This window comes from Hydrogenophaga sp. 2FB, from assembly GCF_005503365.1.
Taxonomy (GTDB): domain Bacteria; phylum Pseudomonadota; class Gammaproteobacteria; order Burkholderiales; family Burkholderiaceae_C; genus Hydrogenophaga.
This window is the reverse complement of sequence record NZ_SCML01000001.1, coordinates 187,003-210,662: the sequence shown is the minus strand read 5'-3', so window position 1 is coordinate 210,662 and position 23,660 is coordinate 187,003. Positions and strand designations below refer to the sequence as shown.

Here is a 23,660-nt window from a genome sequence, read left to right as displayed (position 1 = left end):
GTTCCATGCCACACACCATGTCCACACCTTCTTCCACGCCGATGACCGAGGTGATCGTCTGCACCACCTGCCGCCCGCCCGGCGCGTCGCGCGACGAAACCGCGGCCGGTTCGCTGCTGTTCGAGGCGGTGCAACGCTTGCAGGCACCGCCCTCGGTGCGGGTGCGCGGCATGGCCTGCCTCAGCAGTTGCGGGCGCGCCTGCTCGGTGGCCTTTCAAGCGCCGGGCAAACACACGTACCTGTTCGGCGATCTGGTGCCCGACGCGCAGACCGCCGAGCACGTGCTGGTCTGCGCCGGCATGCACGCCGCCGCGCCCGACGGCAACCTGCTGCGCAACCAGCGGCCCGAGCGCCTGCGCAGCGGCATCCTGGCGCGGCTGCCGCCCAGCCTGGAGGTCTCGGAAGCATGAGCGCAGTGCCGGGCCGTTCCCAAGCAAGCTCGCACCGCAGCCCACCGGGCAAGGTACTCCAGTGAGCCCCGTTTTGTTTTTTTCCTGTCATGGCGTCGAAAGGCGCGACGCCATGGCTTCCTTTTCCCATCGCCTCAACCTCTTTATTGAATGGAGCACCACATGAATGGAATCAGCACTTCGGCGTCCTCTGGCGCCTCATCCGCCGCGCGCAGCCTGCTGCTGCAACTGGCCGCCGCCGCCGCCCTCGGGCTGGTGGTGCTCTACGGCGTGGCGTTCGCGGAGAGCCCGGTTGCGCACAACGCCGCGCACGACGTGCGCCACGTGACCGTCAAGCCCTGTCATTGAGCGAACACCCCCGCCGCGCTTCGCGCGACCCCCTCAAGGGGGCGGTGCCTGCGGCCTGGCAAAGCCAGTTCCGTGGCACCTCTGGGCAAGGCATCTCGCCTCGACACCATTTTTTGGAGTTCTCACCATGATTTTTCAACGACTGATCTGGGCCAGCCTCGCCGTGGCCTTCGCCGTGGGCCTTGTGCAGACCGGTGTGCAGCAGCTGCAGGCCGTGCCCATCATCCTGGCCGCCGAGGTCTATGAAGACCAGAAGATCGAAGCGCCCGTCACCGAAGCCGCGCCATCCGCACACGCTGGCCACGAAGGCCATGCCATGGCCGCACAAGCCGAGGAAGCCGAAGCGTGGGCCCCGGCCGACGGCTTCGAGCGCACCGCATGGACCTTCGCGGCCAACGTGCTGCACGCCTTCAGCATGGCGCTGCTGGTGTTCGCGGTGATGGGTGTGGCGCTGTGGCGCGGGACCACGCTGCGCGCACTGCCACTGGCCCTGGTGACGGCGGCGGCCGGCTGGCTGGTGTTCCACTTCTGGCCCTCGATCGGCCTGCACGCCGAGATCCCCGGCATGGACGCCGCCCGCCTGGGCTCGCGCCAAGGCTGGTGGATCCTGGCGGCGGTGAGCGCGGCCGGAGCCTGCGCCGTCGCGGCCGGCATGCGCAGCCGCCTGCGCTGGGTCATCGCGGCGGCACTGCTCGCGCTGCCCTACGTGGTCGGCGCGCCGCACATCACGGCCGATCCGCTGGCCGGCTTCCAGGGCGAAGCACAAGCCGTGCTGCGCGACCTGGGCAACCAGTTCGTCTGGGCCACCACCTGGATCTCGCTGTCGTTCTGGGCCTGCATGGGTGTGGCCGGCGGCCTGGCCTTCCAACGCTGGGTGCAACCGGCGCTGAAAACGGCTTTCGGCTCGGCCGGCAAGCTGCCGCAAACCGCCTGATGGGCCCCGTCTGCCTGTCGCTCTGGCGACAGGCAGAATGCGGCCTCCCTCCGGAAAAAAGGAATTCGAAGATGACGACCACGATCGATACCCCAGCCTCTTCCCAGGCTGTGCAGCCCCTGCATTTCATCGCCCCGGCCAAGCCCGCGGCCGACGCCGGCACCAACGCCTGGCGCGTGGAAGACGTGCAGACCCTGTTCGACCTGCCATTCTCCGATCTGCTCCACCGCGCGCAGACCGTGCACCGCGAACACTTCGACCCCACCGAAGTGGAACTCGCCACGCTGCTGTCGGTGAAAACCGGCGGCTGCCCCGAAGACTGTGGCTACTGCCCGCAGTCGGTGCATTTCGACACCGGCCTCACCGCCGGCAAACTCATGGGCGTGGACGCCGTGCGCGAAGCCGCTCAGCGCGCCAAGCAGGCGGGCGCCACGCGCTTCTGCATGGGCGCGGCCTGGCGCGCGCCGAAAGACCGCGACGTCGACGCCGTGGCCGAGCTCGTGCGCACCGTCAAGGCCGAGGGCCTGGAAGCCTGCGCCACGCTGGGCATGTTGGGCGAAGGCCATGCCGAAACCCTGCGCGACGCGGGCCTGGACTACTACAACCACAACCTCGACAGCGCGCCCGACTTCTACGGCGAGATCATCACCACGCGCGACTACCAGGACCGCCTGGACACCCTGGCGCGCGTGCGCGGCGCGGGCGTGAAGGTCTGCTGCGGCGGCATCGTGGGCATGGGCGAATCGCGCCTGCAGCGCGCCGCACTGGTGGCCCAACTCGCCAACCTTGCACCCGACTACCCCGAGTCGGTGCCGATCAACCACCTCGTGAAAGTGCAGGGCACGCCGCTGGCCGACCAGCCCGACCTGGACCCGCTCGAATTCGTGCGCACCATTGCGGTCGCGCGCATCACCATGCCACGCGCCCGCGTGCGGTTGTCGGCGGGTCGCCAGCAGATGAGCGAAGCCGTTCAGGCCCTGTGTTTCCTGGCCGGCGCGAACTCCATCTTCTACGGAGAGAAGCTGCTCACCACCGGCAACCCGGATGTGGCGGCCGACATGGGCCTGCTCGCCAAGCTGGGCCTGCGGCCGCGCCACGTTTCGGCGGACTGAATGTCCCTCAACGAGTCCTGGCGCCAACGCAGCCTCGCGGCGGTGTGGCACCCGTGCACCCAGATGAAGCTGCACGCGCCCGAGGGCGCCGCGCTGCCGCTGGTGCCGGTGGCGCGCGCCGAAGGTGTGTGGCTGCACGACCACGAAGGCCGGCGCTACCTGGACGCCATCAGCTCCTGGTGGGTCAACCTGTTCGGGCACAACCACCCCGGCATCCGCGCGGCGCTCAAGGACCAGCTGGACCAGCTGGACCACGTGATGCTCGCGGGCTTCACGCACGGGCCGGTGGTGGAACTGTCGGAGCGGCTGGCCACGCTCACCGGCCTGGGCCATGCCTTCTACGGCAGCGACGGCGCCAGCGCCACCGAGATCGCGCTCAAGATGAGCGCGCACCACTGGCGCAACGCCGGGCGTGCGCGCAAGAACCGCTTCGTGGGTGTGGCCGGTGGTTACCACGGCGAAACCGTGGGCGCGCTGGCCGTGACCGACATCGCGCTGTTTCGCGAAGCCTATGCGCCGCTGGTGCGCCTGGGCGCCACCGTGCCCAGCCCCGATGCGCGTGCCGCCACGCCGGGTGAGTCCGCCGCCGACGTGGCCGAGCGTGCCGCCACCGCGCTAGCCGACTGGCTCGAAGCACACCATGAGGACACGGCAGCGCTGATCGTCGAGCCCTTGATCCAGTGCGCGGCCGGTATGGCCATGCACGATCCCCACTACCTGCGGCGCGCGCGCGAGCTGTGCGACCGCTACGACGTGCACCTGGTGCTGGACGAAATCGCGGTGGGCTTTGGCCGCACGGGGTCCTTGTTCGCGCACGAGCAGGCCGGCATCCGCGCCGACTTTCTCTGCCTCTCCAAAGGCCTCACCGGTGGCACGCTGCCCCTGTCTGTGGTCCTTACCACGGATGCGGTGTACGCCGCGTTCTACGACGACCAGGTCGCGCGCGGTTTCCTGCATTCGCACAGCTACACCGGCAACCCGCTGGCCTGCCGTGCCGCGCTGGCCACACTGGACCTGTTCGAGCAGACCGACGCGCTGCGGCGCAACGTGGCCACCGGCGACCGCCTGGCCGCGTTGTTCGAACCGCTGTCGCAACATGCCCGCGTTCAACACGCGCGCCGACAGGGCATGGTCTTCGCGTGGGATGTCGCCAGCAGCCTGCCCGACTTCGGCCGCCGCTATGCGCGCCACGCACTGGAACAAGGCCTGGTGCTGCGGCCGATTGGCCGTACGCTCTATGCCATGCCGCCTTACGTGATCAACGAAGAAGAAGGCGCTTTTCTGGCGCGGGGCGCACTGGCGGCCCTGCAGGCCACGCTGGCCGAGGAAGACGGCAGCGCGGCGAAGGTGGAGGGCGCGCGCGATGGCGTTTGACGGCTGTTTCGTCACCGGCACCGACACCGGCGTGGGCAAAACCCTCGTCAGCGCGGCGCTGCTGCACACTCTCGCGCGGCACCACCGCCGCGTGGTCGGCATGAAGCCGGTGGCGGCGGGGCTGATCGATCACCAAGGCCAGTGGGTCAGCGAAGACGTGCTGGCGCTGCGCGCCGCTTCCAGCGTGCGCGTGCCCGCCGATCTCGACAACCCGGTGGCCTTGCCCGATGCGATGGCACCGCATCTCGCGGCCGAGCGCGCGGGGCGCACCGTGACCGTGGCCGAGCTGTTGGCCGCGCACCGCGCGCTGCAAGCGCACGCTGACGTGGTGCTGGTCGAAGGCGCGGGCGGCTGGCGCGTGCCGATCAATCCAACCGAAACGCTGGCCGACGTGGCACGCGCCATCGGCCAGCCGGTGGTGCTGGTGGTGGGCATGCGCCTGGGCTGCCTGAACCACGCGCTGCTCACGGCCGAGGCCATCCGCGCCGACGGCCTGGAACTGGCGGGCTGGGTGGCCAATGCCATCGACCCCGACATGCCCTGCCGCGAAGACAACATCGACACGCTGCGCCACTGGCTGCCCGCACCCCTGCTGGGCAGCGTGCCGTGGCACACCACCGCTCCGAACGCGAGCGAGATCGCGCTGGACCTCCCCGAGGCCTGGCGATAAAGGAACACACGATGACCTGGTTGAACGAATTCGATGACCGCCTGGCCGCACTCGACGCCCAGTCGCTGCGCCGCCGCCGCCGCGAGGTGGTGCCGGAGCAGGGCGCGCGCCTCAACGTGGACGGCGAATCCCTGCTCGCCTTCTGCAGCAACGACTACCTGGGCCTTGCACAGTCCGCCTTGCTGCGCGAGGCGGTGCACACCGCCGTGGACCGCTACGGCGTCGGGTCCGGCGCATCGCCCATGGTGAGCGGCCACAGCGCCGCCAATGGCGCGCTGGAGCGTGAACTGGCCGAGGCCGTGGGCCTGCCGCGCGCGCTGTATTTCTACGCCGGTTATTCCACCAACGCCAGCATCGTGCCGGCGCTGGTGGGCGAGGGTGATGCGCTGTTCTCCGACGCGCTGAACCACGCCTGCCTGATCGACGGCGCGCGCCTGTCCAAAGCCACCGTGCACCGCTACCGCCACGCCGATCTGCAGCAGCTCGACGCGCTGCTGGCGGCCAGCCCGGCGCGGCGCAAGCTGGTGATCAGCGACACGGTGTTCAGCATGGACGGCGACATCGCCGACCTCGCGGGCCTGCACGCGCTGTGCGAACGGCACGACGCGCTGCTGCTGCTCGACGACGCGCACGGCTTTGGCTTGCTCGGGCCACAGGGGCGCGGCGCGCTGGCCGCCGCGGGCCTCACCGGTCCGCGCATGTCCCAACGCGTGGTCTACATGGCCACGCTGGGCAAAGCCCTGGGCGTGGCCGGCGCTTTCGTGGCCGGGCCCGATCGCCTGGTGGAATGGCTGCTGCAGAAAACCCGCAGCTACACCTACGCGACCGCCGCGCCCGCCTTGCTCGCCGAGGCCGTACGCGCGGGCCTGCGTTGCGTGCTGGGCGCCGATGGCGAACGCCGCCGGCAACACCTGCGCGCGCGCATCGCGCAACTGCGCGAGGGCCTGGCACCGGGGGTCGATGCCGCGATCGACGCGGCCGGCTGGTCCCTGATGCCCTCGACCACCGCGATCCAGCCGCTGGTGATCGGCGACAACGACGACGCGCTGGCCGTGATGGCCTCGCTGCGCGAGCAGGGCCTGTGGGTGCCCGCGATCCGCCCGCCCACCGTGCCCCTGGGCACGGCGCGGCTGCGCATCGCGTTGTCGGCCGCGCACCAGCCCGAGGACATCGACGTGCTGCTGCGCGCCTTGCGCGTCGCCGCATCCGTCACGGCGGCGCTGCCGGCCTGACCATGCCGATGGACGCCCACTCCCTGCTGGCACCGACCGCCATCCTGGTGGCCTTGCTGGTGGACCGGTGCTGGGGCGAACCGTCCCCGCGCTGGCACCCTGTGGTGTGGATGGGGCGTTACCTCGGCGCGCTGAGCGGGCGTGTGGCGCCGGCCTGGGGCGCCTCGCCCGTCGCGGGAACTGCGTTCGTGCGCGGCGCGTTGGCGTGGACCGTTGGTGCCGTGCTCGTGGTGGCGATCGCGCTGGGCCTGGTGTGGGCCGTGGGCCACGGGCCGGTGTGGCTGCAGGCCCTCGCTGTGGGCGTGCTGCTCAAACCCTTGCTGGCCTGGCGCATGTTGCGCGACGAGGTGCGCGCGGTCGAAGCGGCGCTGGGCGAATCGCTGCAAGCCGGCCGCGAACGCCTGTCCTGGCTGGTGAGCCGCGACGTGAGCGCGCTGGACGCCGCGCAGGTGCGCGAAAGCGCCATCGAATCGCTGGCCGAAAACCTCAACGACTCGGTGGTCGCGCCGCTGTTCTGGTTCGCCATCGCCGGCCTGCCCGGCGCGGCGCTCTACCGCTTTGCCAACACCGCCGACGCCATGTGGGGCTACAAGGGCGAGCGCCACGGCCGTGACTGGACCTGGGCGGGCAAATGGGCGGCGCGCGCGGACGATGTGTTGTCGTGGTTGCCCGCGCGCCTCACCGGCGCGCTGCTGGGCCTGCTCGGTGCCACGCACCGCTTGCGCGCCTTGCCCGCGCAGGCGCGGCGCACACCGTCGCCCAACAGCGGCTGGCCCATGGCCGCGATGGCCTTGGCGCTGGACGTGCGCCTGTGCAAACCCGGCGTGTACGAACTGCACGGCGATGGCCGCCTCGCGCAGGCGACCGACACCACGCAGGCCTTGCAGCTGGCCGGCCGCGTGGTGCGGGTGCTCGCCGCCGGCGCGTTCGCGTGGGCGGTTCTTTCTTTTTTGAGGTGGACAGCATGACAAGCACACACGGCGGCCCCGACGCACTCGGCGTGCCGGCCTGGGATTTTTCCACCAACGCCAACGCCTGCGGCCCCTGCCCCAGGGCGCTGGCGGCGGTGCAGCGCGCCGATGCGCGCCACTACCCCGACCCCGCGTACACGGCCTTGCGCGAAGCGATCGCGGCATTTCACGCGGTGGACGCCGCGCGCATCGTGCTCGCCGGCAGCGCGAGCGAATTCATCGGGCGCATCACGGCCTGGGTGGCGCGCGAAGGCGGCCGGCGCGCCTGGTGGCCGGCGCTGGCCTATGGCGACTACGCGCAGGCCGCGCATGCCTGGCAACTCCAGCGCACGAACGAGGTGGCGCAGGCAGACCTGGCCTGGCTGTGTGAACCTGCCAGTCCCCTGGGTGGCCCCGAGCCTCTGGCCCACTCCGTGGAGGGTTCGGCCGCACAGGTCGTGCTGGACCGGGCCTACGAGCCGCTGCGCCTGCGCGGTCTTTGCAGCCTGGACCCGGTGGCGCAGAACCGCGTGTGGCAGCTCTGGACGCCCAACAAGGCATTGGGTCTTACGGGCGTGCGTGGCGCCTACGCCATTGCGCCCGAGCACGCGCTGGCCGAGGCGCGCGCGCTCGACCAGCTCGCGCCATCGTGGCCCCTGGGCGCACACGCCGTCGCACTGCTCGACGCCTGGGTGTCGCCCGCGTCGCAAGACTGGCTGGCGCAAAGCCTGCCCCTCTTGCGCGCCTGGAAACGGGACCTGGGTGCCATGCTGGCCGACCTCGGCTGGACCGTGTTGCCCAGCGACGCCAACTTCTTCTGCGCCGCACCGCCGCACCCGCTCAACGTGCCGGCCTTGCGCGCGCACGGTATCAAGCTGCGCGACACCACGTCCTTCGGCCTGCCGGGTCACTTCCGCCTGAGCGCGCAGCCGCCCAAAGCACTGGCCGCCTTGCAGACTGCGTTGCTCGCCCAGCAGGAGCGCGTGGCATGACGGCGCGCTGCGTGATGGTGCTCGGCACCACCAGCGGTGCGGGCAAGAGCTGGCTCACGACCGCGCTGTGCCGCTACTACGCACGCCAGGGCCTGAAGGTGGCGCCGTTCAAGGCGCAGAACATGAGCAACAACGCCCGCGTGGTGGCCGGAGGGGAAATCGGTTCCGCGCAGTACTTCCAGTCGCTCGCCGCACAGGCCGAGCCCGAGGTGCGCATGAACCCGCTGCTGCTCAAGCCCGAAGCCGACACGCACAGCCAGGTGGTGCTGATGGGACAGGTGAGCGAATCGCTCTCCCACATGCCTTGGCGCGGCCGCAGCCTGCACGTGTGGCCGCAGATTGCCGCCGCGCTGGACGCGCTGCGCGAAGAGAACGACGTGGTGGTGATCGAAGGCGCAGGTTCACCGGCCGAGATCAACCTGCACGCCAGCGACATCGTGAACATGCGCGTGGCGCTGCACGCGCAGGCGCGCTGCCTGCTCGTGACCGACATCGACCGGGGTGGCGCCTTCGCCCACCTCTACGGCACCTGGGCCTTGCTGCCACCCGAAGAACGCGCGCTCATCCACGGCTTCGTGCTCAACAAGTTCCGCGGCGACGCGTCGCTGCTCGCGCCCGCGCCAGAGCAACTGGAGGACCTCACCGGCGTGCCCACGGTTGCGGTGCTGCCGACGTGGTGGCAACACGGCCTGCCGGAAGAAGACGGCGTGTTCGACGACCGCACGCGCGCGGCCGGTGTGGTGAACAAGACCATCGCCGTCATCGCCTATCCGCGCATCAGCAACCTCGACGAATTCCAGCCGCTCAAGAACGTGCCCGGCGTGCGCCTGGTCTGGGCGCGCACACCGGCCGACTGCGCCGGGGCCGACTGGATCGTGCTGCCCGGCAGCAAGGCCACCGCGGCCGACCTCGCCTGGTTGCGCACGCAAGGGCTGGACCGCGCGGTGGCCGCGCACGCCGCGCGGGGTGGTGCGGTGCTGGGCGTGTGCGGCGGCCTGCAGATGCTGGGCGAGGCGCTCATCGACACGCACGGCATCGAACCCATGGACTTGGGCAACGCACCCGGCCTGGGCCTGCTGCCGCTGGTGACGCAGTTCGATCCCCAGAAAACCGTGCGCCACACACAGACCCACTTCGGTTCTCTCACCGGGGTCTGGGCCGCACTCTCGGGCGTGGCAGCGGCGGGCTACGAAATCCACCATGGCCAGACGCTGCCACACGCGGCCATGGCCGCGGCCGGTGACGTGGCGCGCGAGGCCTTGCCCGATGGCCTGGGCTGGCAGAACGCGCAGGGCAACGTGCTCGGCGTGTACCTGCACGGCCTGTTTGAAGACCCGCGTGTGTTGCACGCATTGTTCGGCGCCACCGCGCCCACGCTGGAGACCGTGTTCGACGGCCTGGCGGACTACATCCACGCCCATGTGAAACCGGGCGTGCTCGATCAACTCATTGCACCCTGAACACCATGAACCCCATCACCGACATCCTCGACATCACGCAGCCCGAACTCGCGCAGACCCTGCAACACGCGCTGGACAACAAGACCAAACCCCTGGGCTCGCTCGGCCGCATGGAGGCGCTGGCACAGCGCATCGGCCTGATCCTGGGCACCACCGCGCCCGAGCTGCACGCACCGCAGATGCTGGTGTGCGCGGCAGACCATGGCCTGGCCGCGCGCGGCGTCTCGGCTTTCCCGAGCGACGTCACCTGGCAGATGGTGGAAAACTTCCTCGCCGGTGGCGCGGCCGTGAGCGTGCTGGCGCGCCAGCATGGCATTGGCCTCACCGTGGTGGACTGCGGTGTGCGGCACGACTTCGCCGAGCGCGACGGTCTGCTGATCCGCAAGGTCGCGCCGGGCACGGCCGACGCGCTCGAAGGCCCGGCAATGACGGCGGCGCAATGCGAACAAGCCATCGATAACGGCCGCGGGGTGGTGCGCGGTTTGCCGGGCAACGCCTTGCTGCTGGGTGAAATGGGCATCGGCAACACCTCCGCCGCATCGATGCTGCTCGCGCGCCTGGGCGGGCTGGCCGTGGCGGACGTGACCGGTGCGGGCACCGGCCTCGATGCGCAGGCGGTGCAACGCAAGATCGAGATCCTGCGCGACGTGCTCGCGCGCCACGCCGACGCCAAGGCACCGCTGGACGCGCTCGCCGCGTTCGGTGGATTCGAAATCGCCACGCTGGTGGGCGCGGTGCTGCAGGCCGCTGAAGAGCGCCGCGTGATCGTGGTTGATGGTTTCATCGCCACCTCGGCCGTGCTGGTGGCCTCGCACCTGCAGCCGCATGTGCTGCAGCGCTGCGTGTTCGCCCACCGCTCGGGCGAGCGCGGCCACGCCTTGATGCTGGCGCATTTGCGCGCCGAACCCCTGCTGGACCTGGGCCTGCGCCTGGGCGAAGGCTCGGGCGCCGCGCTGGCCTGGCCGCTGCTGATGAGCGCCTGTGCGGTGCTGCGCGAAATGGCGAGCTTCGAATCGGCGGGCGTGTCGCGCAGCGACGAAACCGCCCCCGCGAACCCGTGACATGACCTCGTTCGCCCGTCACTTCCTGCTCGCGCTGCAGTTCTTCACGCGCATCCCGGTCACGGGGCGTCTGGCGGCGTGGGTCGGTTTCAGCCCGGCGATGCTGCGCGCGAGCGCGGCGCATTTTCCGGGCGTGGGCTGGGTGGTGGGCCTGCTTTCGGCCGCCGTGCTGTACGGCGCGCTGTGGCTCTTGCCCTTGCGGCCCGCCGCGCCCTGGGTGGCGGCCATCGCGTGCACCGTCTTCAGCGTGATGCTCACCGGCGCCTTCCACGAAGACGGCCTGGCCGATCTGAGCGATGGCCTGGGCGGCAGTGCGCAACGCGAGCGCGCGCTGGACATCATGAAGGACTCGCGCATCGGCAGCTATGGCGCGATCGCGCTGGTGCTGGCGCTGCTGGCCAAGGTCGCGCTGCTCGCCTTGCTGGCGCAACTCGGCGCCTGGCTCGCGGTGGTGGCGCTGTTCGCGGCGCACGTGACCTCGCGCACCATGCCCTTGTTCATCATTCGCACGCTGCCGCACGTGGGCGACACCGCGCAATCCAAGAGCAAACCGCTGGCCGAGAGCCTGTCCAACGCCGGTTTGGCGGCGGGCGTGCTCTGGTGGGCGCTGTCGCTGGCGCTCGCGTGGTGGCTGTTGCCGGCCGCGCCCTGGGCCATGGCGGTGCTGGGCGCGCTGTTGGGCCTGGCGTGGATGTGGCGGCTGTTGAACCGCCGCCTGCAAGGCTTCACCGGCGATGGCCTGGGCGCGACGCAGCAGGTGTGTGAAGTGTTGTTCTACCTGGGCCTGGCCCTGGCGATTCGATGAAGCTCTGGTTGTTGCGCCACGCGCCGGTGCTGTTGCCAGCGGAGCTGTGCTACGGCGCGAGCGATGTGCCCGCCGATGCGGCGATCACCCGCGAAGTGGCGCAGGCTTTCGCACCGCTGCCGCCACCCGGCACGCCGGTGTGGGTGTCGGGCCTGCTGCGCGCGCAGCAGATGGCGGGCGCCTTGCAAACCCAGCGGCCCGACCTGGGCGCCGCGCGCATCGACCCGCGGCTCAACGAGATGGACTTCGGCACCTGGGAACTCAACCGCTGGGACGCGGTGCCCCAGGCCGCGTTCGACGAATGGATGGCCGACTTCGCGCACCACCGCTTCGGCGGCGCGGAAAGCACGCAGATGCTGCTCTACCGCGTGGCCGCGGCGCTCGGCGATCTGCGCCCCGCGACCAGCACCGACGTGGTGTGGGTCACGCACGGGGGCGTGATCCGCGCGGTGCGGCACATCGTGGCCAGCGGCGGCGTGCACATTCGCGAGGCGAGCGAGTGGCCTGTCGAGGGGCCCAAGCCGGGCGAATGGGTGACGCTCGAACTCTGACTCAGCGCGCCGACAGGTGCATGGCAATGCGCGCGATCACCACCGCTTCCATTTCACCGGCCCATTCCAGGCCGTCAGATTCAGGCTGCACCAGCAGCCGGTAGCGGCGGCCGCCCCAGGCGGCGGTCAGCAGCGCGTGGACCGTGGCGGATGGGAGCGGCGGTTGCAGGTCCTTGCAGGCCGCGAAGGCCTGTTCCCAACGGCTGGCGAGTTCGTCGTAGACACGGCGGTGGTGCTTGGGCTCCGCCACGCGGTGTTCGAGCATCATCATCTCGTGGTCGAACGCGGGCAGACCGTCGAGCCGCGCGTCGCAGGTGATGCGAACGAGGCGCTTCAAGCGCGCTTGCCATGCGACGTCCGACGGCGCGATGGCCTCTGCGTCGAGCCGGGCCAGCAGCGCATCGACGCAATGCCGCACATACCCCGACAGCAGCGCTTCCTTGTCGGGAAAGTAGTCGTACAGGGTACCGACCGCAATGCCCGTTTCCAGCGCCACGGCGCGCGTGGTCACGCCCTCCCAGCCGTGCGCGTTCCAAATCCGAACAAAGGCGTCGTAGATCGCCTGCACGGTGAACTTGCTGCGTGTCTGCGTGGGGCGTTTCAGCGGCTTGGAGCGGGGCGCGTCCGGCATCGGCGGGTTTTCCGAACCCGCTGCGATGCGGGCCACCATATAGTTTGCGAATGAACAACGCATTCACTTTAACCCGTCTCGAAACGCGCAAGAACGCCCTCGGCACCACCCGTGTCGTGACCACGCAGGACGACGGCGCGCTGCGGCCCGGCGAGGTGCTGCTGAAGATCGACCGCTTCGCGCTCACCACCAACAACATCACCTACGCCGCCTTCGGCGATGCGCAGATGAAGTACTGGTCGTTCTTCCCGACCGGCGATGCCGACTGGGGCCACATGCCGGTCTGGGGTTTTGCGGATGTGGTGGCCTCGACGGTCGAGGGTGTCGAGGTCGGCGAACGCTTCTACGGCTATTTCCCGATCGCGAGCCACTGGCGCATGCAGCCGGTGCGCGTGACGCCCCGCGGCTTCTACGACGGCAGCCCGCACCGCGCCGACCTGGTCTCCGCCTACAACCAGTACATGCGCTGCAGCAGCGATGCGGGCTATTCGGCGGCGCTGGAGGACCACCAGATGCTGGTGCGCCCGCTCTTCATCACGTCGTTCATGCTCGCCGACTTCCTGGCGGACAACGGCTTCTTCGGCGCGAAGCAGATCGTGGTGTCGAGCGCGTCGAGCAAGACCGCGTACGGCACCGCCTTCTGCCTCGATGCGCGCGCCGGCCTCACGCTGATCGGTGCAACCTCGGCGGGCAATCGCGCCTATGTCGAAGGCCTCGGCTGCTACGACCGCGTGGTGGACTACGGCGAGGTGACCGCGCTGCCGGCCGATGTGCCGACGCTGTATGTCGACTTCGCGGGCAACGACGCGTTGCGCGCCACCGTGCACCATCACTTCGGGAATGCGCTGGTGTACGACTGCTACGCCGGCTCGGCGCAGAACACCGCCTTCCTGAGCCAGACCGGCTTGCCCGGCCCGCAGCCCAAGCTCTACTTCGCGCCCGAGCAGATCCGCAAGCGCAACGCCGACTGGGGCCCGCAGGAAGTGAACCGGCGTTTCAACGAGGCGCAAGGCAAGTTCATCGCGACGCTCGCCCAGCCCGGCAACCGCTGGATGGCGCTCGCGCGGGGCAATGGCTTTGCGCATGCGCAGACGGTGATCGCCGACCTGCATGCGGGCAAGGTCGGTCCGCAAGAAGCGCATGTGGTGCGGCTCGGAGATCGGTCGGGCGGGTGAGCTTGCGCGTGCTGCAGGGGGGCGACACACCCGACCTGGCGGGGCACAATGCATGGCAATACACCGGAGGAGCGCAATCATGGGTTTTTTCGAAACTATCCTTGCTGGTTTGATCGTGACGGGTATTGCGGGGGCTGCGGGTCGGTACTGGGGCGCAAGGAGCGAGCGCAAACGTTTTGCCCAGAAGCGCGAAGCGGCCGTCAAGCAGTTTGCGGCCGAGCTCAAGAAGCTGATTGCGGCCTCACAGCCCGCAAGTGATCAGGCCATGATCGACGCGCGGGCGATCGTCAGCACGCGCAACAGCCTTCGCGCCGTGCTCACCAGTCTTGCCGCATCGTTGAACTCGGAGATCGATCGAATGGAGGAGCTCATCGGTGAGGGGAAGGTGCCTACCTCCCGGGAAGGGCAGATACGCGAAACGCTGTCGGTGCTCAAGCGCACCTGGCCGGCCAAGGAGACGGAGCTTGATGTCGCTGTCCGCAAGCTGATCACCGAGCTGGGGCTCGACCCGGAGCAATAGATCGATCAGCCCACGTCCGTTGACGTGTTCGAGTGCGAGTGCGCGTAAAGGCCGCACAACGCCCCTTCGCGTGCGCCCGCCGCCGACAGCGCAATGTCCGACAGCTCGGCCTGCAGCAAGGCTTCCAGCGCCGCCCGCTCGTAGCCGCACACGATGAAGATCCAGTCCGCCACCGCGTCGAGGCCGCCGCGGATCTTCTGCTCGGTCGTGGTCTCGATCACGGGCGTCTGGTGCTGCAGCAAGTGGCCCGCCGTGGTGCCCGGGCGCGAGGTCAGCGCGCGGGCCAGCTCGCGCAGGTAGATGCGCAGGCGATCCTCACCGCCCTCCGCGGGCGAGAGCCGCACCGTCAACGCGTGCCGCGAGAGCCCGCCACCACAGCTCTCGAGCAAGCGGCACTGGCTGCGCACCATGTTCCGGTGGTGCGGCATCATCTGCGTCGACCACGGCGAGGGCGCGTTCAGCCGCGCCAGGTAAGCGGGGGACACCAGGGTCTCGTAGGCCTGCAGTTCGTACATCACGAAGAAGCCCTCGCCGCCGTCGGCGGCAGCCCAGCGCGAACCGCGAAGAAACCCGGGAATGCGCATGCGCTCCGGAAAATGTTCGTGCGTGTGCCAGTGCTCGAACTCGGCCCTGCGGTCGGGCGCGATCTCCCACCACATGGCAAGAGCGCCTTGACCCAGCAGCGCCATGGTCGTGCCTACAGGCCCAGCCAGGCCAGCAACTCGCCCAGCTTCTTCTCGGCGGAGGTGTCGAAGGCCTTGATGCCCACGTTCTTGAGCACGCTCTGGCCTTCTTCGCTGTCGGGCATGGCGCGCAAGGCCCGCTGCATGGCATCGATCTGGGCCGCGGTGAACTCGCGGTCCGCGATCAGCGGAAAGTAGGGCTGCGACTGGCTGGTGAACAACACGCGCTGGCCGGTCTTCTCCAGCGACTTGGCCACGCCCGAGTACGAGGCCACACCGCCCACGTCGGCGAACTTGTTGCTCAGGAAGAAGGGCACCGCGCCTTGTTCGCGCACGCGCTGCACGTTCTCCTTGGCAATGTCGATGCCTTCGTCGCGCAGGGCCGAGGCGCAGAACTTGGCCATGTAGGCCGCGGTTTCGGGCAGCACCAGGCGCTTGCCCTTGATGTCGGCCAGCGTCTTGTAGGGCGCATCCTTGGGCACCACGATCAGGCACTGGCCATCGGGTTTGGCGGAGGCCACGTACTTGTAGCCGTAGTCGCGCATGCCGCGCGCCGGGAAGTCGCTCGGGCGCGCCATGGCCAGGGAGAAGCGCCGCTCCTTCATGCCTTCTTCCAGCGAGGCGAATTCGCGGATGAACACCACGTTCACCTTCTGGTTGATGCTTTTGCCGATCACATCGGCCAGGCCCTGGTATTTGGCGATCACGCGGGCGTGGTCGGTGCCGCCCGATGTCCCTTCGCTGATGGCCAGGACCAAGTCCTTGGCCTGGGATGCGCCGGCGATCAGCGCAAGCGCCAGCGATGCGCAGAGATGCAATGCTTTCATGCTCGTATGGATTCCATGGAAGACGTCATCTTGGCCGGGTAAAGGACAGCCGAATGGCTGGTTGACGACGAACGTGCCGTTCGCCTAGCTCGGCGGAAAGGCCGGCGTGGAACCGTCAGTCAAAGGTAGACGGTTTTTTCTTTGAAGCCGCAGTAGGCCGACACCGCGCAGCGCGGGCACTGGCGAACGAACTCAGCGGCGCGCGGCTTCAAAGAAGTCCAGGATCTGCTCGCCCAGCAGTTGCTCGCCACTGTTGAAGTGGGCCATCACCGAGACATGGTTGTGGTCTGCCACGCTCATGTGGCGCGGCGCGACACGGCGGGCCTGCGCGATGCGGTGGGTGAATTCGGCCGCATACACATCGAGCAGGGGGTTCTCGTACTGCGCATTCACCACGAACACCGGCATGGCCAGGCGCGCCGCGTGGGCCATGGGCGAATGAGCGCCATGGCACTGCGTGTCTTCGCCGTAGTACGCCCGCACGCCAGCGGCATTCGGGTTCTCCGGCAGGGTGTCTGCGCTGAGCCGCGCCGACACCAGCACCAGGCAGGCGATGTCGCGGCGCAAAGGGTCCAGCACCGGGTCGCCGGCGTAGGTGGCGGCGTGGGTGCCGCCGGCCGAATGGCCTACCAGGCAGATGCTGGCCGGGTCACCACCAAACTCGCCGATGTGCTCGGCCACCCAGGCGCAGGCGGCGGCCACATCCAGCGCTCCGTGGGGATGCCGGGCTTCCGGTGCCAGCCGGTATTCCACATTGACGCCCACACAGCCCTGGCGCGCGAACCAGGTCAACACGTTGCCGTACATGGCGGCGTTGATGTCCTTGGCGCCGCGCACGAAAGCGCCGCCATGCACGAAGACCACGACCGGGGCCTTGCGCGCGCCCAGGGGCTGGTACACGTCGAGCACCTGGCGCGCATGGGCGCCGTAGGGCAGGTCGCGGTGCACGGCCACACCCTCGCGTGGCGCCGCCATCAGCAAGGGCAGGTAAGCCGCTTTGACGCGGTCTCCCGCGCTGCGGATGTCCTGCTGCCACACGGGACCGACGTCCCGCAGCAGCCGATCCAGATCTCCTGAACGTGCGGCAGCCCCCATGGCCATTCAACCCGGCAAAAAGGCCACGGCCTCGACCTCGAAGCACCAGTCGGGATGTGCCAGCGCCGCGGCCACCACCAGGGTGGACGCGGGCCGCGCCGTGCCCAGGTAGCTGGCACGCACCGCGCCCAGCTTCGGCAGGTCGGCGGCATCTGTCAGGTAGGTGGTCACCTTGACCAGATGGGATGCGTCCATGCCGGCGGCCTGCAGCACGCCGACCAGGTTGGTCCAGGCCTGGTGGGCCTGGGCCTCGAAGCCCTGGGCCAGCTGGCCTGTGCGGTCGGTACCGATCTGGCCCGCGACGTGGAGCCAACGACCGGCCCCCTGCGTCAACATGCCATGGCTGTAAGGACCGACCGGGGGCGCCACCGTGTCGGGTGCAATGCGTTGGGAGATGGCCATTTCAGTGCACCACCTGGTCGATCTCGGGGATGGTCGGGATCTCCACGCCGTACACGCCGATGTCCTCGCGGATCTTGTTCACGCCCATGCGGATGATGCCGATCTCCTCATCGGGGTGCGTGGCACCCAGGCCGTGGTCGGCGGCCAGGGCGCGGTTGCGGCCGGAGCGCGCGCGTTCTGCGTCGGGCAGGTTGACCACCGCATAGACGCCGTTGAGCAGGCTGCCGCGCAGCTTCTTGGCCACCTTCAGGCCGATCAGGCGCTTCTCGTCCGCGGACAACTCGCTGAAGAAGCGCCGCATGATGATGCGGCCGAACTGGATATGCCGCGCCTCGTCGCGCAGCACCAGCCGGCAGACCTCCTTGATGGACGCGAAGCGCGCGTTTTCGTAGCGCGCCTGCAGCAGGTCGCCCGAGAGTTGTTCGAACAGGGTGTTGACCGAGAGGCCGGCGAAGAAGCTCATGGCCTTCTCGTCCGATTCGTCGTGAAAGCGCGGGATGATGTCCTTGAAGTAGTCCGAACGCGGCATCGGCTCGTAGGCGGCCAGGCCGTCGGCAATGCGAAAGCTCGCTTCGTGGTGGCGGAATTCTTCGGCAATGAAGTTGGTGATGTGCTGCTTCACTTCGAAGGGCTGGTGCTGAAAGATGGCGTCGCGCAGACGCTCGGCGCCGTAGGGCGTGGCCCCATGCTCCATCCAGGCGCGCAGGCTCCACCATTCGGCGCCGGCGGTGCGCACCTCGGGCGGAATGTCGGCGTCCTTCAGGTCCGAGTAGTCGATGTCCTTGACGGGATCCCAGGCCAGGTCGCGGGCCTGCGTGCACAGGCGCCACACCTCCGGGTACTCGACCTTGGAGACGACCGGGTAGGGGTTCGGGACCGCGGGGATTTCCTCGAGAAGGGAGGGCTGCATGGTGGGGCTCCTGGATGCATTGTTGGGAATCGATGGCTATGCTATGCAGCCCGCGTTGATACATCCAATACCGATTGAGTTCAGTGGTGATCCGATTTGAGTATCTCCATGAGCCTTGGCAGGCATCCTCCGTGCTTGCATGGAACACCTGCCCTTTTCAGAGGACCCGACGATGATCGAATACAGGCAACTGCGCCAGTTCGTGGTGGTGGCCGAAGAGCTCAACTTTGGCCGTGCCGCGGAGAAGCTGCACATGTCGCAGCCGCCGCTGAGCGTGGCCATCCGCAACCTGGAGCACACGGTCGGCACCTTGCTGCTGGACCGCAGCCGCCACCATGTTCGCCTGACACCCGCGGGCAAGGTCTTCCTGAAGGACGCCCGCCGAATCCTGCAGCAGACCCACGTGGCCATCGAGCGGGCGCGCCGTGCGGCCCTGGGCGAGGAAGGCTCGCTGAGCCTGTCGTTCGTGCCGAGCGCGGCCATCGATCTGCTGCCCGACATCTTCAAGCGCTTTCAGCACGACTACCCCACCGTGCACCTGCAGGTGACGGCCGAGACCACCACCCGCCAGGTGGAGGCGCTGCGGCGCGCCGAGGTGGACCTCGCGCTGGTGGTGGGGCCGCTGCATGAGGTGTCCGATCTGGTCCTGGTCGACCTCAAGGCCCAGGGATTCGTCATCGCCGTGCCACGCAACCACGCGCTGGCGGAGCAGAAGTCCGTGCGGATCAAGGCCTTGGCGGCGGAACGCTTCATCGCCTTTCCGGCGGCCGAAGGCGCAGGCTTCGCGGCCGCGTTGATGGGCGCCTGCAAGGCTGCCGGCTTCTCGCCCAAAGTGGTGCAGGAGGCGTCGCAGATGCAGGCCGTTCTGACCCTGGTGGCGGGTGGGCTGGGCATCGCCCTGGTGCCGGCATCCATGCGCATGCTGGCCATGACGGACGTGGCCTTTCTCGATGTCGCCGATCTGCGTTCGCCACCCACTTACACGCTGGCGTTTGCCTACAGCCAGGACAACGACAACCCGGTGATCCAGTCCTTCCTGTCGGTGGCGAGCAAGGTGGTCGAAGGCTCGCGGCCCCGATAGGCCTGGGCGCCTGGTGATTCGATCCATGTATGGATTTCGTCTGAAGTCGGTATTGGACAGATGGGCCTGGCTGTTTGCACCATGCGGCCATCCCATACGGGCAAAAGCCCGATGACAACCTGGAGCCCACGATGCGTTTCCCGAACAAGTTTTCCGCCGCCGCGCTCATGCTGGCCGCCGCCTTTGGCGCCGCCGCCGTCCATGCGCAAACCTATCCCACCCGTCCCATTACCCTGGTAGTGCCTTACCCGCCCGGTGGTTCGGCCGACATCCTGGCCCGAACCATCGGCGAGCAACTCGCCACCCGCCTGGGCCAGCCGATCGTGGTCGAGAACAAGGCCGGTGCCGGCACCGCCATTGGCGCGCGCTACGTTGCCGAGGCCAAGCCCGACGGCTACACCCTGCTGATGGGCACAGTGAGTTCCCAAGCCATCAATCCGGCCATGAGCAAGGTCGGCTACGACCCGACCAAGGATTTCGTGGCGGTCAGCGCACTGACCTCCATTCCGTTCGTGCTGGTGGCCAACCCTGCCGCGCCCTACAACACGGTGGCCGAACTCATCGCCGCTGCCAAGCGCGACGGCAACCGCATCAGCTACGCGTCGGCCGGACCGGGCACGTCCAACCACCTGGCGGGCGAAATGCTCGCCCATGCCGCCCAGGTGTCGTTGCTGCATGTGCCTTACCGTGGCAGCGCGCCCGCGCTGGCCGATGTGCTGGCCGGCCACGTACCCCTGATGTTCGACCTGCAGACCACGGCCTTGCCCAACATCAAGGCGCAGAAGGTCAAGCCGCTGGCCGTCACGGGCTTGCAGCGCAGCCCGCTGCTGCCCGATGTGCCCACGGTGGCCGAGAGCGGACTGCCCGGCTTCGAGGTCGGCGCCTGGTTCGGGCTGTTCGCGCCCGCCAAGCTGCCCGAGCCGGTGTTGCGCCAACTCTCCGGCGCCATGGCCCAGATCCTTCAGAGCCCCGCCATGGCGCAACGCTTGCGCGACATCGGGGCGGAGCCCGATACGCGAGATGCGCAGGCCTTTGCCGGTTATGTGCGCACGGAGATCGCGCGGTATGCGCAGACCGTCAAAGCGGCCGGCCTGGACCGATAGCAAAAGTCTGCCGACGACATTCTCGTCAGCATTGAACGACTTTCCTTGCGAGCTTCTAATTCAGGACGCTAGTCCAGTGCGACCGTCTTGTCTTTGAAGTCGCAATAAGCGCTCACCGCGCAGCGCGGGCACAGCGGTTTGCGCGCCTGGCACACGTAGCGCCCGTGCAGGATGAGCCAGTGGTGCGAGTCCACCGCGTAGGCGCCCGGCACGCGTTTGAGCAACTGGAGTTCCACCGCCAATGGCGTCTTGCCGGGTGCGAGGCCGGTGCGGTTGCTGACGCGAAAGATGTGCGTGTCCACCGCCATGGTGGGTTCGCCGAAGGCCACGTTGAGCACCACGTTGGCCGTCTTGCGGCCCACGCCGGGCAAGGCTTCCAGCGCTTCGCGCGTGCCGGGCACTTCGCCGCCATGTTGCTCCACCAGCATGCGGCAGGTCTGCATCAGGTGCTTGGCCTTGCTGCGGTACAGGCCGATGGTCTTGATGTAAGCCTCCAGCCCTTCAAGGCCGAGATCGAGGATGGCCTGCGGCGTGTTCGCCACCGGGAACAGCTTGCGCGTGGCCTTGTTCACGCCCACGTCGGTGGCCTGCGCCGAGAGCAGCACGGCGGTCAGCAGCTCGAACACGCTGGTGTATTCGAGCTCGGTTTGCGGCGTGGGGTTGGCCGCCTTGAGCGTGGCGAAAAATCCGTCGATCTGGGGGGGCGTCATGGGCGCGGATTCTCCCATGGGCTCAGCCCCGTTCGGCTTCCGCGCGCAACCAGTTCGCGAAGTCCTGCGCGTCGGCGTTGTTGTGCGCATGGGCCGCCAGCTCCACGTAATAGCCGCGCTGCGTGGCCGCGCCGCTGCGGAAGGGCGCGACCAGTTTCTTCTCGTCCACCAGCGACTGCAGCAAGGGCAGGCGGCCAATCACCACGCCCTGTCCGGCCACGGCGGCGGTGACCGCATCGGCGTATTGTGTGAATTGCACGGCGTTCTTCATGCGCATCTCTTGCAGGCCCATCACCTGGAACCAGGGGTCCCAGTCCGAGGTGATGGCGTGGCCCGCGGGGCGTTCCACCGTCAGCAGCGTGTGGTGCGCCAGGTCGGCGGGCTGGCGCAGGGGGGCGGCCTTGTTGCGCAACAGCGCGGGCGCGCACAGGGGCAGCACCGTTTCCTCGAACAGCGCTTTCCCGCGCCCGGCGCTGGAGGGCACGAAGCGCACGGCGACGTCGAGCCGATGGCGCTCCAGGTCCATCATGTCCATGGTCGCGGAGATGCGCACGTCCACCTGCGGGTGGTTGGCCGCGAAGCGCGCGAGGCGGGGGATGAGCCACAGCGATGCGAAGCCTTGCGTGCAGGTCATGGCGACCTGGCGCAGGCGCGGGCCGGGGCGCACGCGCGCCGCAGCGTCGCGCAGCCGCTCCAGCGCATCGCGCGTGGCGCGTTGCATCACCTCGCCCGCTTCGGTCAGCGCGAGCGCGCGGTGCCGCCGTTCGAACAGCGGCGTGCCCAGGCTGTCTTCGAGCAACTGGATCTGTCGGCTCACGGCCGACTGTGTGAGGTTGAGTTCCTGCGCGGCCAGGGTGAAGCTCAGCGTGCGCGCCGCTGCGTCGAAGCAGGGCAACAGGTCCAGCCGCAGCATCTGCGAGCGTGGAAGGGGTTCGACTTTCACATTCTTGAATGGCATGCGAAACATTCGAAATGAGCGTTTGTGCAGTATAGGACGGCTCCGTACAGTCATGCACATAACTGATGTGAAAGGACTGAGTCATGAACACCGAAAGATTGACCGTTGACGTGAACATGCCCCGCCGGGCGTTGCAATCCATCCCCCAGGGCGCGTTGCGCCTGGTCTGCCGCGAGGGCTCGGTCTGGCTCACGCTCGACCACGACCAGCAAGACGTGATCCTGGGTGAGGGCGATCACTTCATCACCCGACCGCAAGACCGCGTGATCGTCTACGCGCTGCACACGGCGGTGCTGCGCATCGAAGCGCTGCCTGGCGCGGCGCCTGCCGCGCCGCCACGTTGGCGCTGGCTGCCGCGACGCCTGCGCGGTGGTGCGGCGAGCCCGGCGCTGGCCTGAGGCGGTGTGCCCCGCAGGGTGCGCGAGAATGGAGGCCGTTGTTCACGACCTCACGGAAACCGCCCATGTCTTTCGCCATCCCTTTCGCCGACCGCCTCAACAACGTCGAAACCTCCGCCATCCGCGAACTCTTCAAGCTGCTGGGCAAGCCCGGCATCATCAGCTTTGCCGGTGGCTTCCCCGACAGCGCCATGTTCGACGTCGACGGCATCCGCGAAGCGGTGAACGCGGCGTTGACCGAAGAGGCCGGCGGTGCGCTGCAATACGGCGCGACGGAGGGCTACCAGCCCCTGCGCGAACAGCTCGCCGCCTTCATGGCCAGCAAGGGTGCGAAGGACGTGGCCGCGAACGACCTCATCGTCACCACCGGCAGCCAGCAGGCGCTGGACCTGCTGGGCAAGACGCTGATCTCGCCCGGTGACAAAGTCATCGTCGAAGGCCCGACCTTCCTGGCCACCATTCAATGCTTCCGCCTCTACGGCGCCGAACTCATCAGCGCGCCGGTGGATGGCGATGGCGTGAAGACCGATGTACTCGAGCAACTCATCGCCGAGCACAAACCCAAGTTCGTCTACCTGATCCCCACCTTCGGCAACCCCAGCGGTGCCTTGCTCAACCTGGCGCGCCGCAAGGCCGTGCTGGCGATGGCGGTGAAGCACAACACGCTGATCGTGGAAGACGACCCGTACGGCGACCTGTACTTTGGCGCCGCGCCACCGCCCAGCCTGCTCGCGCTGAGCCCCACCGTGCCCGGCAGCCGCGAGCGGCTGGTGCATTGCGGCAGCTTGAGCAAGGTGCTCAGCCCGGGGCTGCGCGTGGGCTGGATGGTGGGCCCGGCCGAACTGCTGGCCAAGGCCACCATGTGCAAGCAGTTCAGCGACGCGCACACCAGCACCTTCGCGCAGGCCACCGCCGCGCAATACCTCAAGGCCGGCCGCATGCCGGCCACCCTGGACAAGGTGCGCACGGTGTACGCCGAGCGCGCGGCCACCATGGGCAACGCGCTGCGCCGTGAACTGGGCGATGCGATCGAGTTCGTGCAGCCGCAGGGCGGCCTGTTCGTCTGGGCCCGGCTCACGGGCGCGGGCGGCAAGGTGAAGGACGGCGGCGAATTCGCCAAGCGCGCGATCGACAAAGGCGTGGCCTTCGTGCCGGGCGCGCCGTTTTACGCCAACCACCCCGACCACGCCACGCTGCGGCTGAGCTTCGCCACCGTGGGGCTGGAGAAGATCGAGGAAGGCGTGGGGCGGTTGGGGCAGGCGGTGTGA

At 68.7% G+C, this 23,660-nt stretch carries 27 protein-coding genes; 19 read left to right on the top strand and 8 right to left on the bottom strand.

The window, feature by feature from the left end; translation table 11 throughout:
• Nucleotides 1-17 precede the first annotated feature (17 nt).
• The 13 genes from FFS09_RS00995 to FFS09_RS00935 all read left to right on the top strand — a co-directional run bounded on the left by FFS09_RS00995 (nucleotide 18) and on the right by FFS09_RS00935 (nucleotide 11,899).
• Complete coding sequence (locus FFS09_RS00995) at nucleotides 18-410, top strand: DUF1636 family protein (protein ID WP_137916994.1); 393 nt, start codon at nucleotides 18-20, stop codon at nucleotides 408-410.
• A gap of 162 nt (nucleotides 411-572) precedes the next feature.
• On the top strand, nucleotides 573-758 hold the full coding sequence (locus FFS09_RS00990; protein WP_137916993.1) for a CbtB domain-containing protein: 186 nt from the start codon (nucleotides 573-575) through the stop codon (nucleotides 756-758).
• A gap of 127 nt (nucleotides 759-885) precedes the next feature.
• Entirely contained in the window at nucleotides 886-1,692 is an 807-nt protein-coding gene (locus FFS09_RS00985; RefSeq protein WP_137916992.1) for a CbtA family protein, read from the top strand.
• 71 nt (nucleotides 1,693-1,763) lie between these two features.
• Entirely contained in the window at nucleotides 1,764-2,804 is a 1,041-nt protein-coding gene (gene bioB / locus FFS09_RS00980) for a biotin synthase BioB (protein ID WP_137916991.1), read from the top strand.
• Complete coding sequence (gene bioA, locus FFS09_RS00975) at nucleotides 2,805-4,178, top strand: adenosylmethionine--8-amino-7-oxononanoate transaminase (RefSeq protein WP_137916990.1); 1,374 nt, start codon at nucleotides 2,805-2,807, stop codon at nucleotides 4,176-4,178.
• A complete protein-coding gene (gene bioD / locus FFS09_RS00970) occupies nucleotides 4,168-4,848 on the top strand; it encodes a dethiobiotin synthase (protein WP_137916989.1) in 681 nt (226 codons plus the stop codon). Before bioA ends, bioD begins: the two co-directional genes overlap by 11 nt.
• An 11-nt stretch (nucleotides 4,849-4,859) precedes the next feature.
• Nucleotides 4,860-6,080 (top strand): aminotransferase class I/II-fold pyridoxal phosphate-dependent enzyme, encoded by a 1,221-nt coding sequence (locus FFS09_RS00965; protein ID WP_137916988.1) that lies wholly within the window; start codon nucleotides 4,860-4,862, stop codon nucleotides 6,078-6,080.
• An 8-nt stretch (nucleotides 6,081-6,088) separates the two neighbouring features.
• Complete coding sequence (gene cbiB / locus FFS09_RS00960; protein ID WP_502703703.1) at nucleotides 6,089-7,048, top strand: adenosylcobinamide-phosphate synthase CbiB; 960 nt, start codon at nucleotides 6,089-6,091, stop codon at nucleotides 7,046-7,048.
• The gene (locus tag FFS09_RS00955; RefSeq protein WP_137916986.1) at nucleotides 7,045-8,022 is read left to right on the top strand and encodes an aminotransferase class I/II-fold pyridoxal phosphate-dependent enzyme; all 978 of its coding nucleotides are present in this window, start codon (nucleotides 7,045-7,047) and stop codon (nucleotides 8,020-8,022) included. Before cbiB ends, FFS09_RS00955 begins: the two co-directional genes overlap by 4 nt.
• On the top strand, nucleotides 8,019-9,482 hold the full coding sequence (locus tag FFS09_RS00950) for a cobyric acid synthase (protein ID WP_137916985.1): 1,464 nt from the start codon (nucleotides 8,019-8,021) through the stop codon (nucleotides 9,480-9,482). The genes FFS09_RS00955 and FFS09_RS00950 overlap by 4 nt, the downstream gene beginning before the upstream one ends.
• Before the next feature lie 5 nt (nucleotides 9,483-9,487).
• Nucleotides 9,488-10,543, top strand: a complete 1,056-nt coding sequence (gene cobT / locus FFS09_RS00945; RefSeq protein WP_137916984.1) for a nicotinate-nucleotide--dimethylbenzimidazole phosphoribosyltransferase — start codon at nucleotides 9,488-9,490, stop codon at nucleotides 10,541-10,543.
• A gap of 1 nt (nucleotide 10,544) precedes the next feature.
• Entirely contained in the window at nucleotides 10,545-11,348 is an 804-nt protein-coding gene (locus tag FFS09_RS00940) for an adenosylcobinamide-GDP ribazoletransferase (RefSeq protein WP_137916983.1), read from the top strand.
• The gene (locus tag FFS09_RS00935; protein WP_137916982.1) at nucleotides 11,345-11,899 is read left to right on the top strand and encodes a histidine phosphatase family protein; all 555 of its coding nucleotides are present in this window, start codon (nucleotides 11,345-11,347) and stop codon (nucleotides 11,897-11,899) included. The genes FFS09_RS00940 and FFS09_RS00935 overlap by 4 nt, the downstream gene beginning before the upstream one ends.
• 1 nt (nucleotide 11,900) lies before the next feature.
• Here FFS09_RS00935 and FFS09_RS00930 read toward each other — a convergent pair whose 3' ends face one another.
• The gene (locus FFS09_RS00930) at nucleotides 11,901-12,530 is read right to left on the bottom strand and encodes a TetR/AcrR family transcriptional regulator (RefSeq protein ID WP_212745028.1); all 630 of its coding nucleotides are present in this window, start codon (nucleotides 12,528-12,530) and stop codon (nucleotides 11,901-11,903) included.
• A 50-nt stretch (nucleotides 12,531-12,580) separates the two neighbouring features.
• Here FFS09_RS00930 and FFS09_RS00925 point away from each other — a divergent pair, with 50 nt between their 5' ends.
• Together FFS09_RS00925 and FFS09_RS00920 are read left to right on the top strand one after the other, a co-directional pair.
• Nucleotides 12,581-13,705, top strand: a complete 1,125-nt coding sequence (locus tag FFS09_RS00925; protein WP_137916980.1) for a DUF2855 family protein — start codon at nucleotides 12,581-12,583, stop codon at nucleotides 13,703-13,705.
• Nucleotides 13,706-13,784: 79 nt separating this feature from the next.
• Nucleotides 13,785-14,225, top strand: a complete 441-nt coding sequence (locus tag FFS09_RS00920; RefSeq protein WP_137916979.1) for a hypothetical protein — start codon at nucleotides 13,785-13,787, stop codon at nucleotides 14,223-14,225.
• Nucleotides 14,226-14,230: 5 nt separating this feature from the next.
• On the opposite strand, the gene FFS09_RS00915 is transcribed toward FFS09_RS00920, so the two are convergent.
• The 5 genes from FFS09_RS00915 to FFS09_RS00895 form a co-directional block, all read right to left on the bottom strand.
• Nucleotides 14,231-14,914, bottom strand: a complete 684-nt coding sequence (locus FFS09_RS00915; protein WP_137916978.1) for a hypothetical protein — start codon at nucleotides 14,912-14,914, stop codon at nucleotides 14,231-14,233.
• Between the two features lie 8 nt (nucleotides 14,915-14,922).
• On the bottom strand, nucleotides 14,923-15,735 hold the full coding sequence (locus tag FFS09_RS00910; protein ID WP_137916977.1) for a phosphate/phosphite/phosphonate ABC transporter substrate-binding protein: 813 nt from the start codon (nucleotides 15,733-15,735) through the stop codon (nucleotides 14,923-14,925).
• Between the two features lie 192 nt (nucleotides 15,736-15,927).
• Nucleotides 15,928-16,830 (bottom strand): alpha/beta hydrolase, encoded by a 903-nt coding sequence (locus FFS09_RS00905; RefSeq protein WP_137916976.1) that lies wholly within the window; start codon nucleotides 16,828-16,830, stop codon nucleotides 15,928-15,930.
• A 6-nt stretch (nucleotides 16,831-16,836) separates the two neighbouring features.
• On the bottom strand, nucleotides 16,837-17,232 hold the full coding sequence (locus FFS09_RS00900; RefSeq protein WP_252374181.1) for a RidA family protein: 396 nt from the start codon (nucleotides 17,230-17,232) through the stop codon (nucleotides 16,837-16,839).
• 1 nt (nucleotide 17,233) lies between these two features.
• Complete coding sequence (locus tag FFS09_RS00895) at nucleotides 17,234-18,142, bottom strand: ferritin family protein (protein WP_137916975.1); 909 nt, start codon at nucleotides 18,140-18,142, stop codon at nucleotides 17,234-17,236.
• A gap of 172 nt (nucleotides 18,143-18,314) precedes the next feature.
• On the opposite strand from FFS09_RS00895, the gene FFS09_RS00890 reads away from it, so the two are divergent.
• On the top strand, nucleotides 18,315-19,223 hold the full coding sequence (locus tag FFS09_RS00890) for a LysR substrate-binding domain-containing protein (protein WP_137916974.1): 909 nt from the start codon (nucleotides 18,315-18,317) through the stop codon (nucleotides 19,221-19,223).
• Between the two features lie 131 nt (nucleotides 19,224-19,354).
• Complete coding sequence (locus tag FFS09_RS00885) at nucleotides 19,355-20,326, top strand: Bug family tripartite tricarboxylate transporter substrate binding protein (protein ID WP_252374180.1); 972 nt, start codon at nucleotides 19,355-19,357, stop codon at nucleotides 20,324-20,326.
• Between the two features lie 68 nt (nucleotides 20,327-20,394).
• Here the strand turns inward: FFS09_RS00885 and nth are convergent, their stop codons facing one another.
• Together nth and FFS09_RS00875 are read right to left on the bottom strand one after the other, a co-directional pair.
• Entirely contained in the window at nucleotides 20,395-21,036 is a 642-nt protein-coding gene (nth, locus tag FFS09_RS00880) for an endonuclease III (protein WP_137916973.1), read from the bottom strand.
• 22 nt (nucleotides 21,037-21,058) lie between these two features.
• Complete coding sequence (locus tag FFS09_RS00875) at nucleotides 21,059-21,994, bottom strand: LysR substrate-binding domain-containing protein (RefSeq protein WP_137916972.1); 936 nt, start codon at nucleotides 21,992-21,994, stop codon at nucleotides 21,059-21,061.
• A gap of 83 nt (nucleotides 21,995-22,077) precedes the next feature.
• Between FFS09_RS00875 and FFS09_RS00870 the strand changes: the two genes are divergently transcribed.
• Nucleotides 22,078-22,392, top strand: a complete 315-nt coding sequence (locus FFS09_RS00870) for a DUF2917 domain-containing protein (protein WP_137916971.1) — start codon at nucleotides 22,078-22,080, stop codon at nucleotides 22,390-22,392.
• A gap of 77 nt (nucleotides 22,393-22,469) precedes the next feature.
• Nucleotides 22,470-23,660, top strand: a complete 1,191-nt coding sequence (locus FFS09_RS00865) for an aminotransferase-like domain-containing protein (RefSeq protein ID WP_137917005.1) — start codon at nucleotides 22,470-22,472, stop codon at nucleotides 23,658-23,660.

What these genes read in the sequence shown, in the direction of transcription:
- FFS09_RS00900 (WP_252374181.1), bottom strand. Translation starts at nt 17,232, where the DNA reads ATGGCCATCTCCCAACGCATTGCACCCGACACGGTGGCGCCCCCGGTC.
- FFS09_RS00875 (WP_137916972.1), bottom strand. Translation starts at nt 21,994, where the DNA reads ATGCCATTCAAGAATGTGAAAGTCGAACCCCTTCCACGCTCGCAGATG.
- FFS09_RS00950 (WP_137916985.1), top strand. Translation starts at nt 8,019, where the DNA reads ATGACGGCGCGCTGCGTGATGGTGCTCGGCACCACCAGCGGTGCGGGC.
- cbiB (WP_502703703.1), top strand. Translation starts at nt 6,089, where the DNA reads ATGGACGCCCACTCCCTGCTGGCACCGACCGCCATCCTGGTGGCCTTG.
- nth (WP_137916973.1), bottom strand. Translation starts at nt 21,036, where the DNA reads ATGACGCCCCCCCAGATCGACGGATTTTTCGCCACGCTCAAGGCGGCC.
- FFS09_RS00990 (WP_137916993.1), top strand. Translation starts at nt 573, where the DNA reads ATGAATGGAATCAGCACTTCGGCGTCCTCTGGCGCCTCATCCGCCGCG.
- FFS09_RS00920 (WP_137916979.1), top strand. Translation starts at nt 13,785, where the DNA reads ATGGGTTTTTTCGAAACTATCCTTGCTGGTTTGATCGTGACGGGTATT.
- FFS09_RS00925 (WP_137916980.1), top strand. Translation starts at nt 12,581, where the DNA reads ATGAACAACGCATTCACTTTAACCCGTCTCGAAACGCGCAAGAACGCC.
- FFS09_RS00870 (WP_137916971.1), top strand. Translation starts at nt 22,078, where the DNA reads ATGAACACCGAAAGATTGACCGTTGACGTGAACATGCCCCGCCGGGCG.
- FFS09_RS00985 (WP_137916992.1), top strand. Translation starts at nt 886, where the DNA reads ATGATTTTTCAACGACTGATCTGGGCCAGCCTCGCCGTGGCCTTCGCC.
- FFS09_RS00890 (WP_137916974.1), top strand. Translation starts at nt 18,315, where the DNA reads ATGATCGAATACAGGCAACTGCGCCAGTTCGTGGTGGTGGCCGAAGAG.
- bioB (WP_137916991.1), top strand. Translation starts at nt 1,764, where the DNA reads ATGACGACCACGATCGATACCCCAGCCTCTTCCCAGGCTGTGCAGCCC.
- FFS09_RS00895 (WP_137916975.1), bottom strand. Translation starts at nt 18,142, where the DNA reads ATGCAGCCCTCCCTTCTCGAGGAAATCCCCGCGGTCCCGAACCCCTAC.
- FFS09_RS00995 (WP_137916994.1), top strand. Translation starts at nt 18, where the DNA reads ATGTCCACACCTTCTTCCACGCCGATGACCGAGGTGATCGTCTGCACC.
- bioA (WP_137916990.1), top strand. Translation starts at nt 2,805, where the DNA reads ATGTCCCTCAACGAGTCCTGGCGCCAACGCAGCCTCGCGGCGGTGTGG.
- FFS09_RS00955 (WP_137916986.1), top strand. Translation starts at nt 7,045, where the DNA reads ATGACAAGCACACACGGCGGCCCCGACGCACTCGGCGTGCCGGCCTGG.
- FFS09_RS00965 (WP_137916988.1), top strand. Translation starts at nt 4,860, where the DNA reads ATGACCTGGTTGAACGAATTCGATGACCGCCTGGCCGCACTCGACGCC.
- FFS09_RS00905 (WP_137916976.1), bottom strand. Translation starts at nt 16,830, where the DNA reads ATGGGGGCTGCCGCACGTTCAGGAGATCTGGATCGGCTGCTGCGGGAC.
- FFS09_RS00940 (WP_137916983.1), top strand. Translation starts at nt 10,545, where the DNA reads ATGACCTCGTTCGCCCGTCACTTCCTGCTCGCGCTGCAGTTCTTCACG.
- cobT (WP_137916984.1), top strand. Translation starts at nt 9,488, where the DNA reads ATGAACCCCATCACCGACATCCTCGACATCACGCAGCCCGAACTCGCG.
- FFS09_RS00910 (WP_137916977.1), bottom strand. Translation starts at nt 15,735, where the DNA reads ATGAAAGCATTGCATCTCTGCGCATCGCTGGCGCTTGCGCTGATCGCC.
- bioD (WP_137916989.1), top strand. Translation starts at nt 4,168, where the DNA reads ATGGCGTTTGACGGCTGTTTCGTCACCGGCACCGACACCGGCGTGGGC.
- FFS09_RS00935 (WP_137916982.1), top strand. Translation starts at nt 11,345, where the DNA reads ATGAAGCTCTGGTTGTTGCGCCACGCGCCGGTGCTGTTGCCAGCGGAG.
- FFS09_RS00885 (WP_252374180.1), top strand. Translation starts at nt 19,355, where the DNA reads ATGCGTTTCCCGAACAAGTTTTCCGCCGCCGCGCTCATGCTGGCCGCC.
- FFS09_RS00915 (WP_137916978.1), bottom strand. Translation starts at nt 14,914, where the DNA reads ATGGCGCTGCTGGGTCAAGGCGCTCTTGCCATGTGGTGGGAGATCGCG.
- FFS09_RS00930 (WP_212745028.1), bottom strand. Translation starts at nt 12,530, where the DNA reads ATGCCGGACGCGCCCCGCTCCAAGCCGCTGAAACGCCCCACGCAGACA.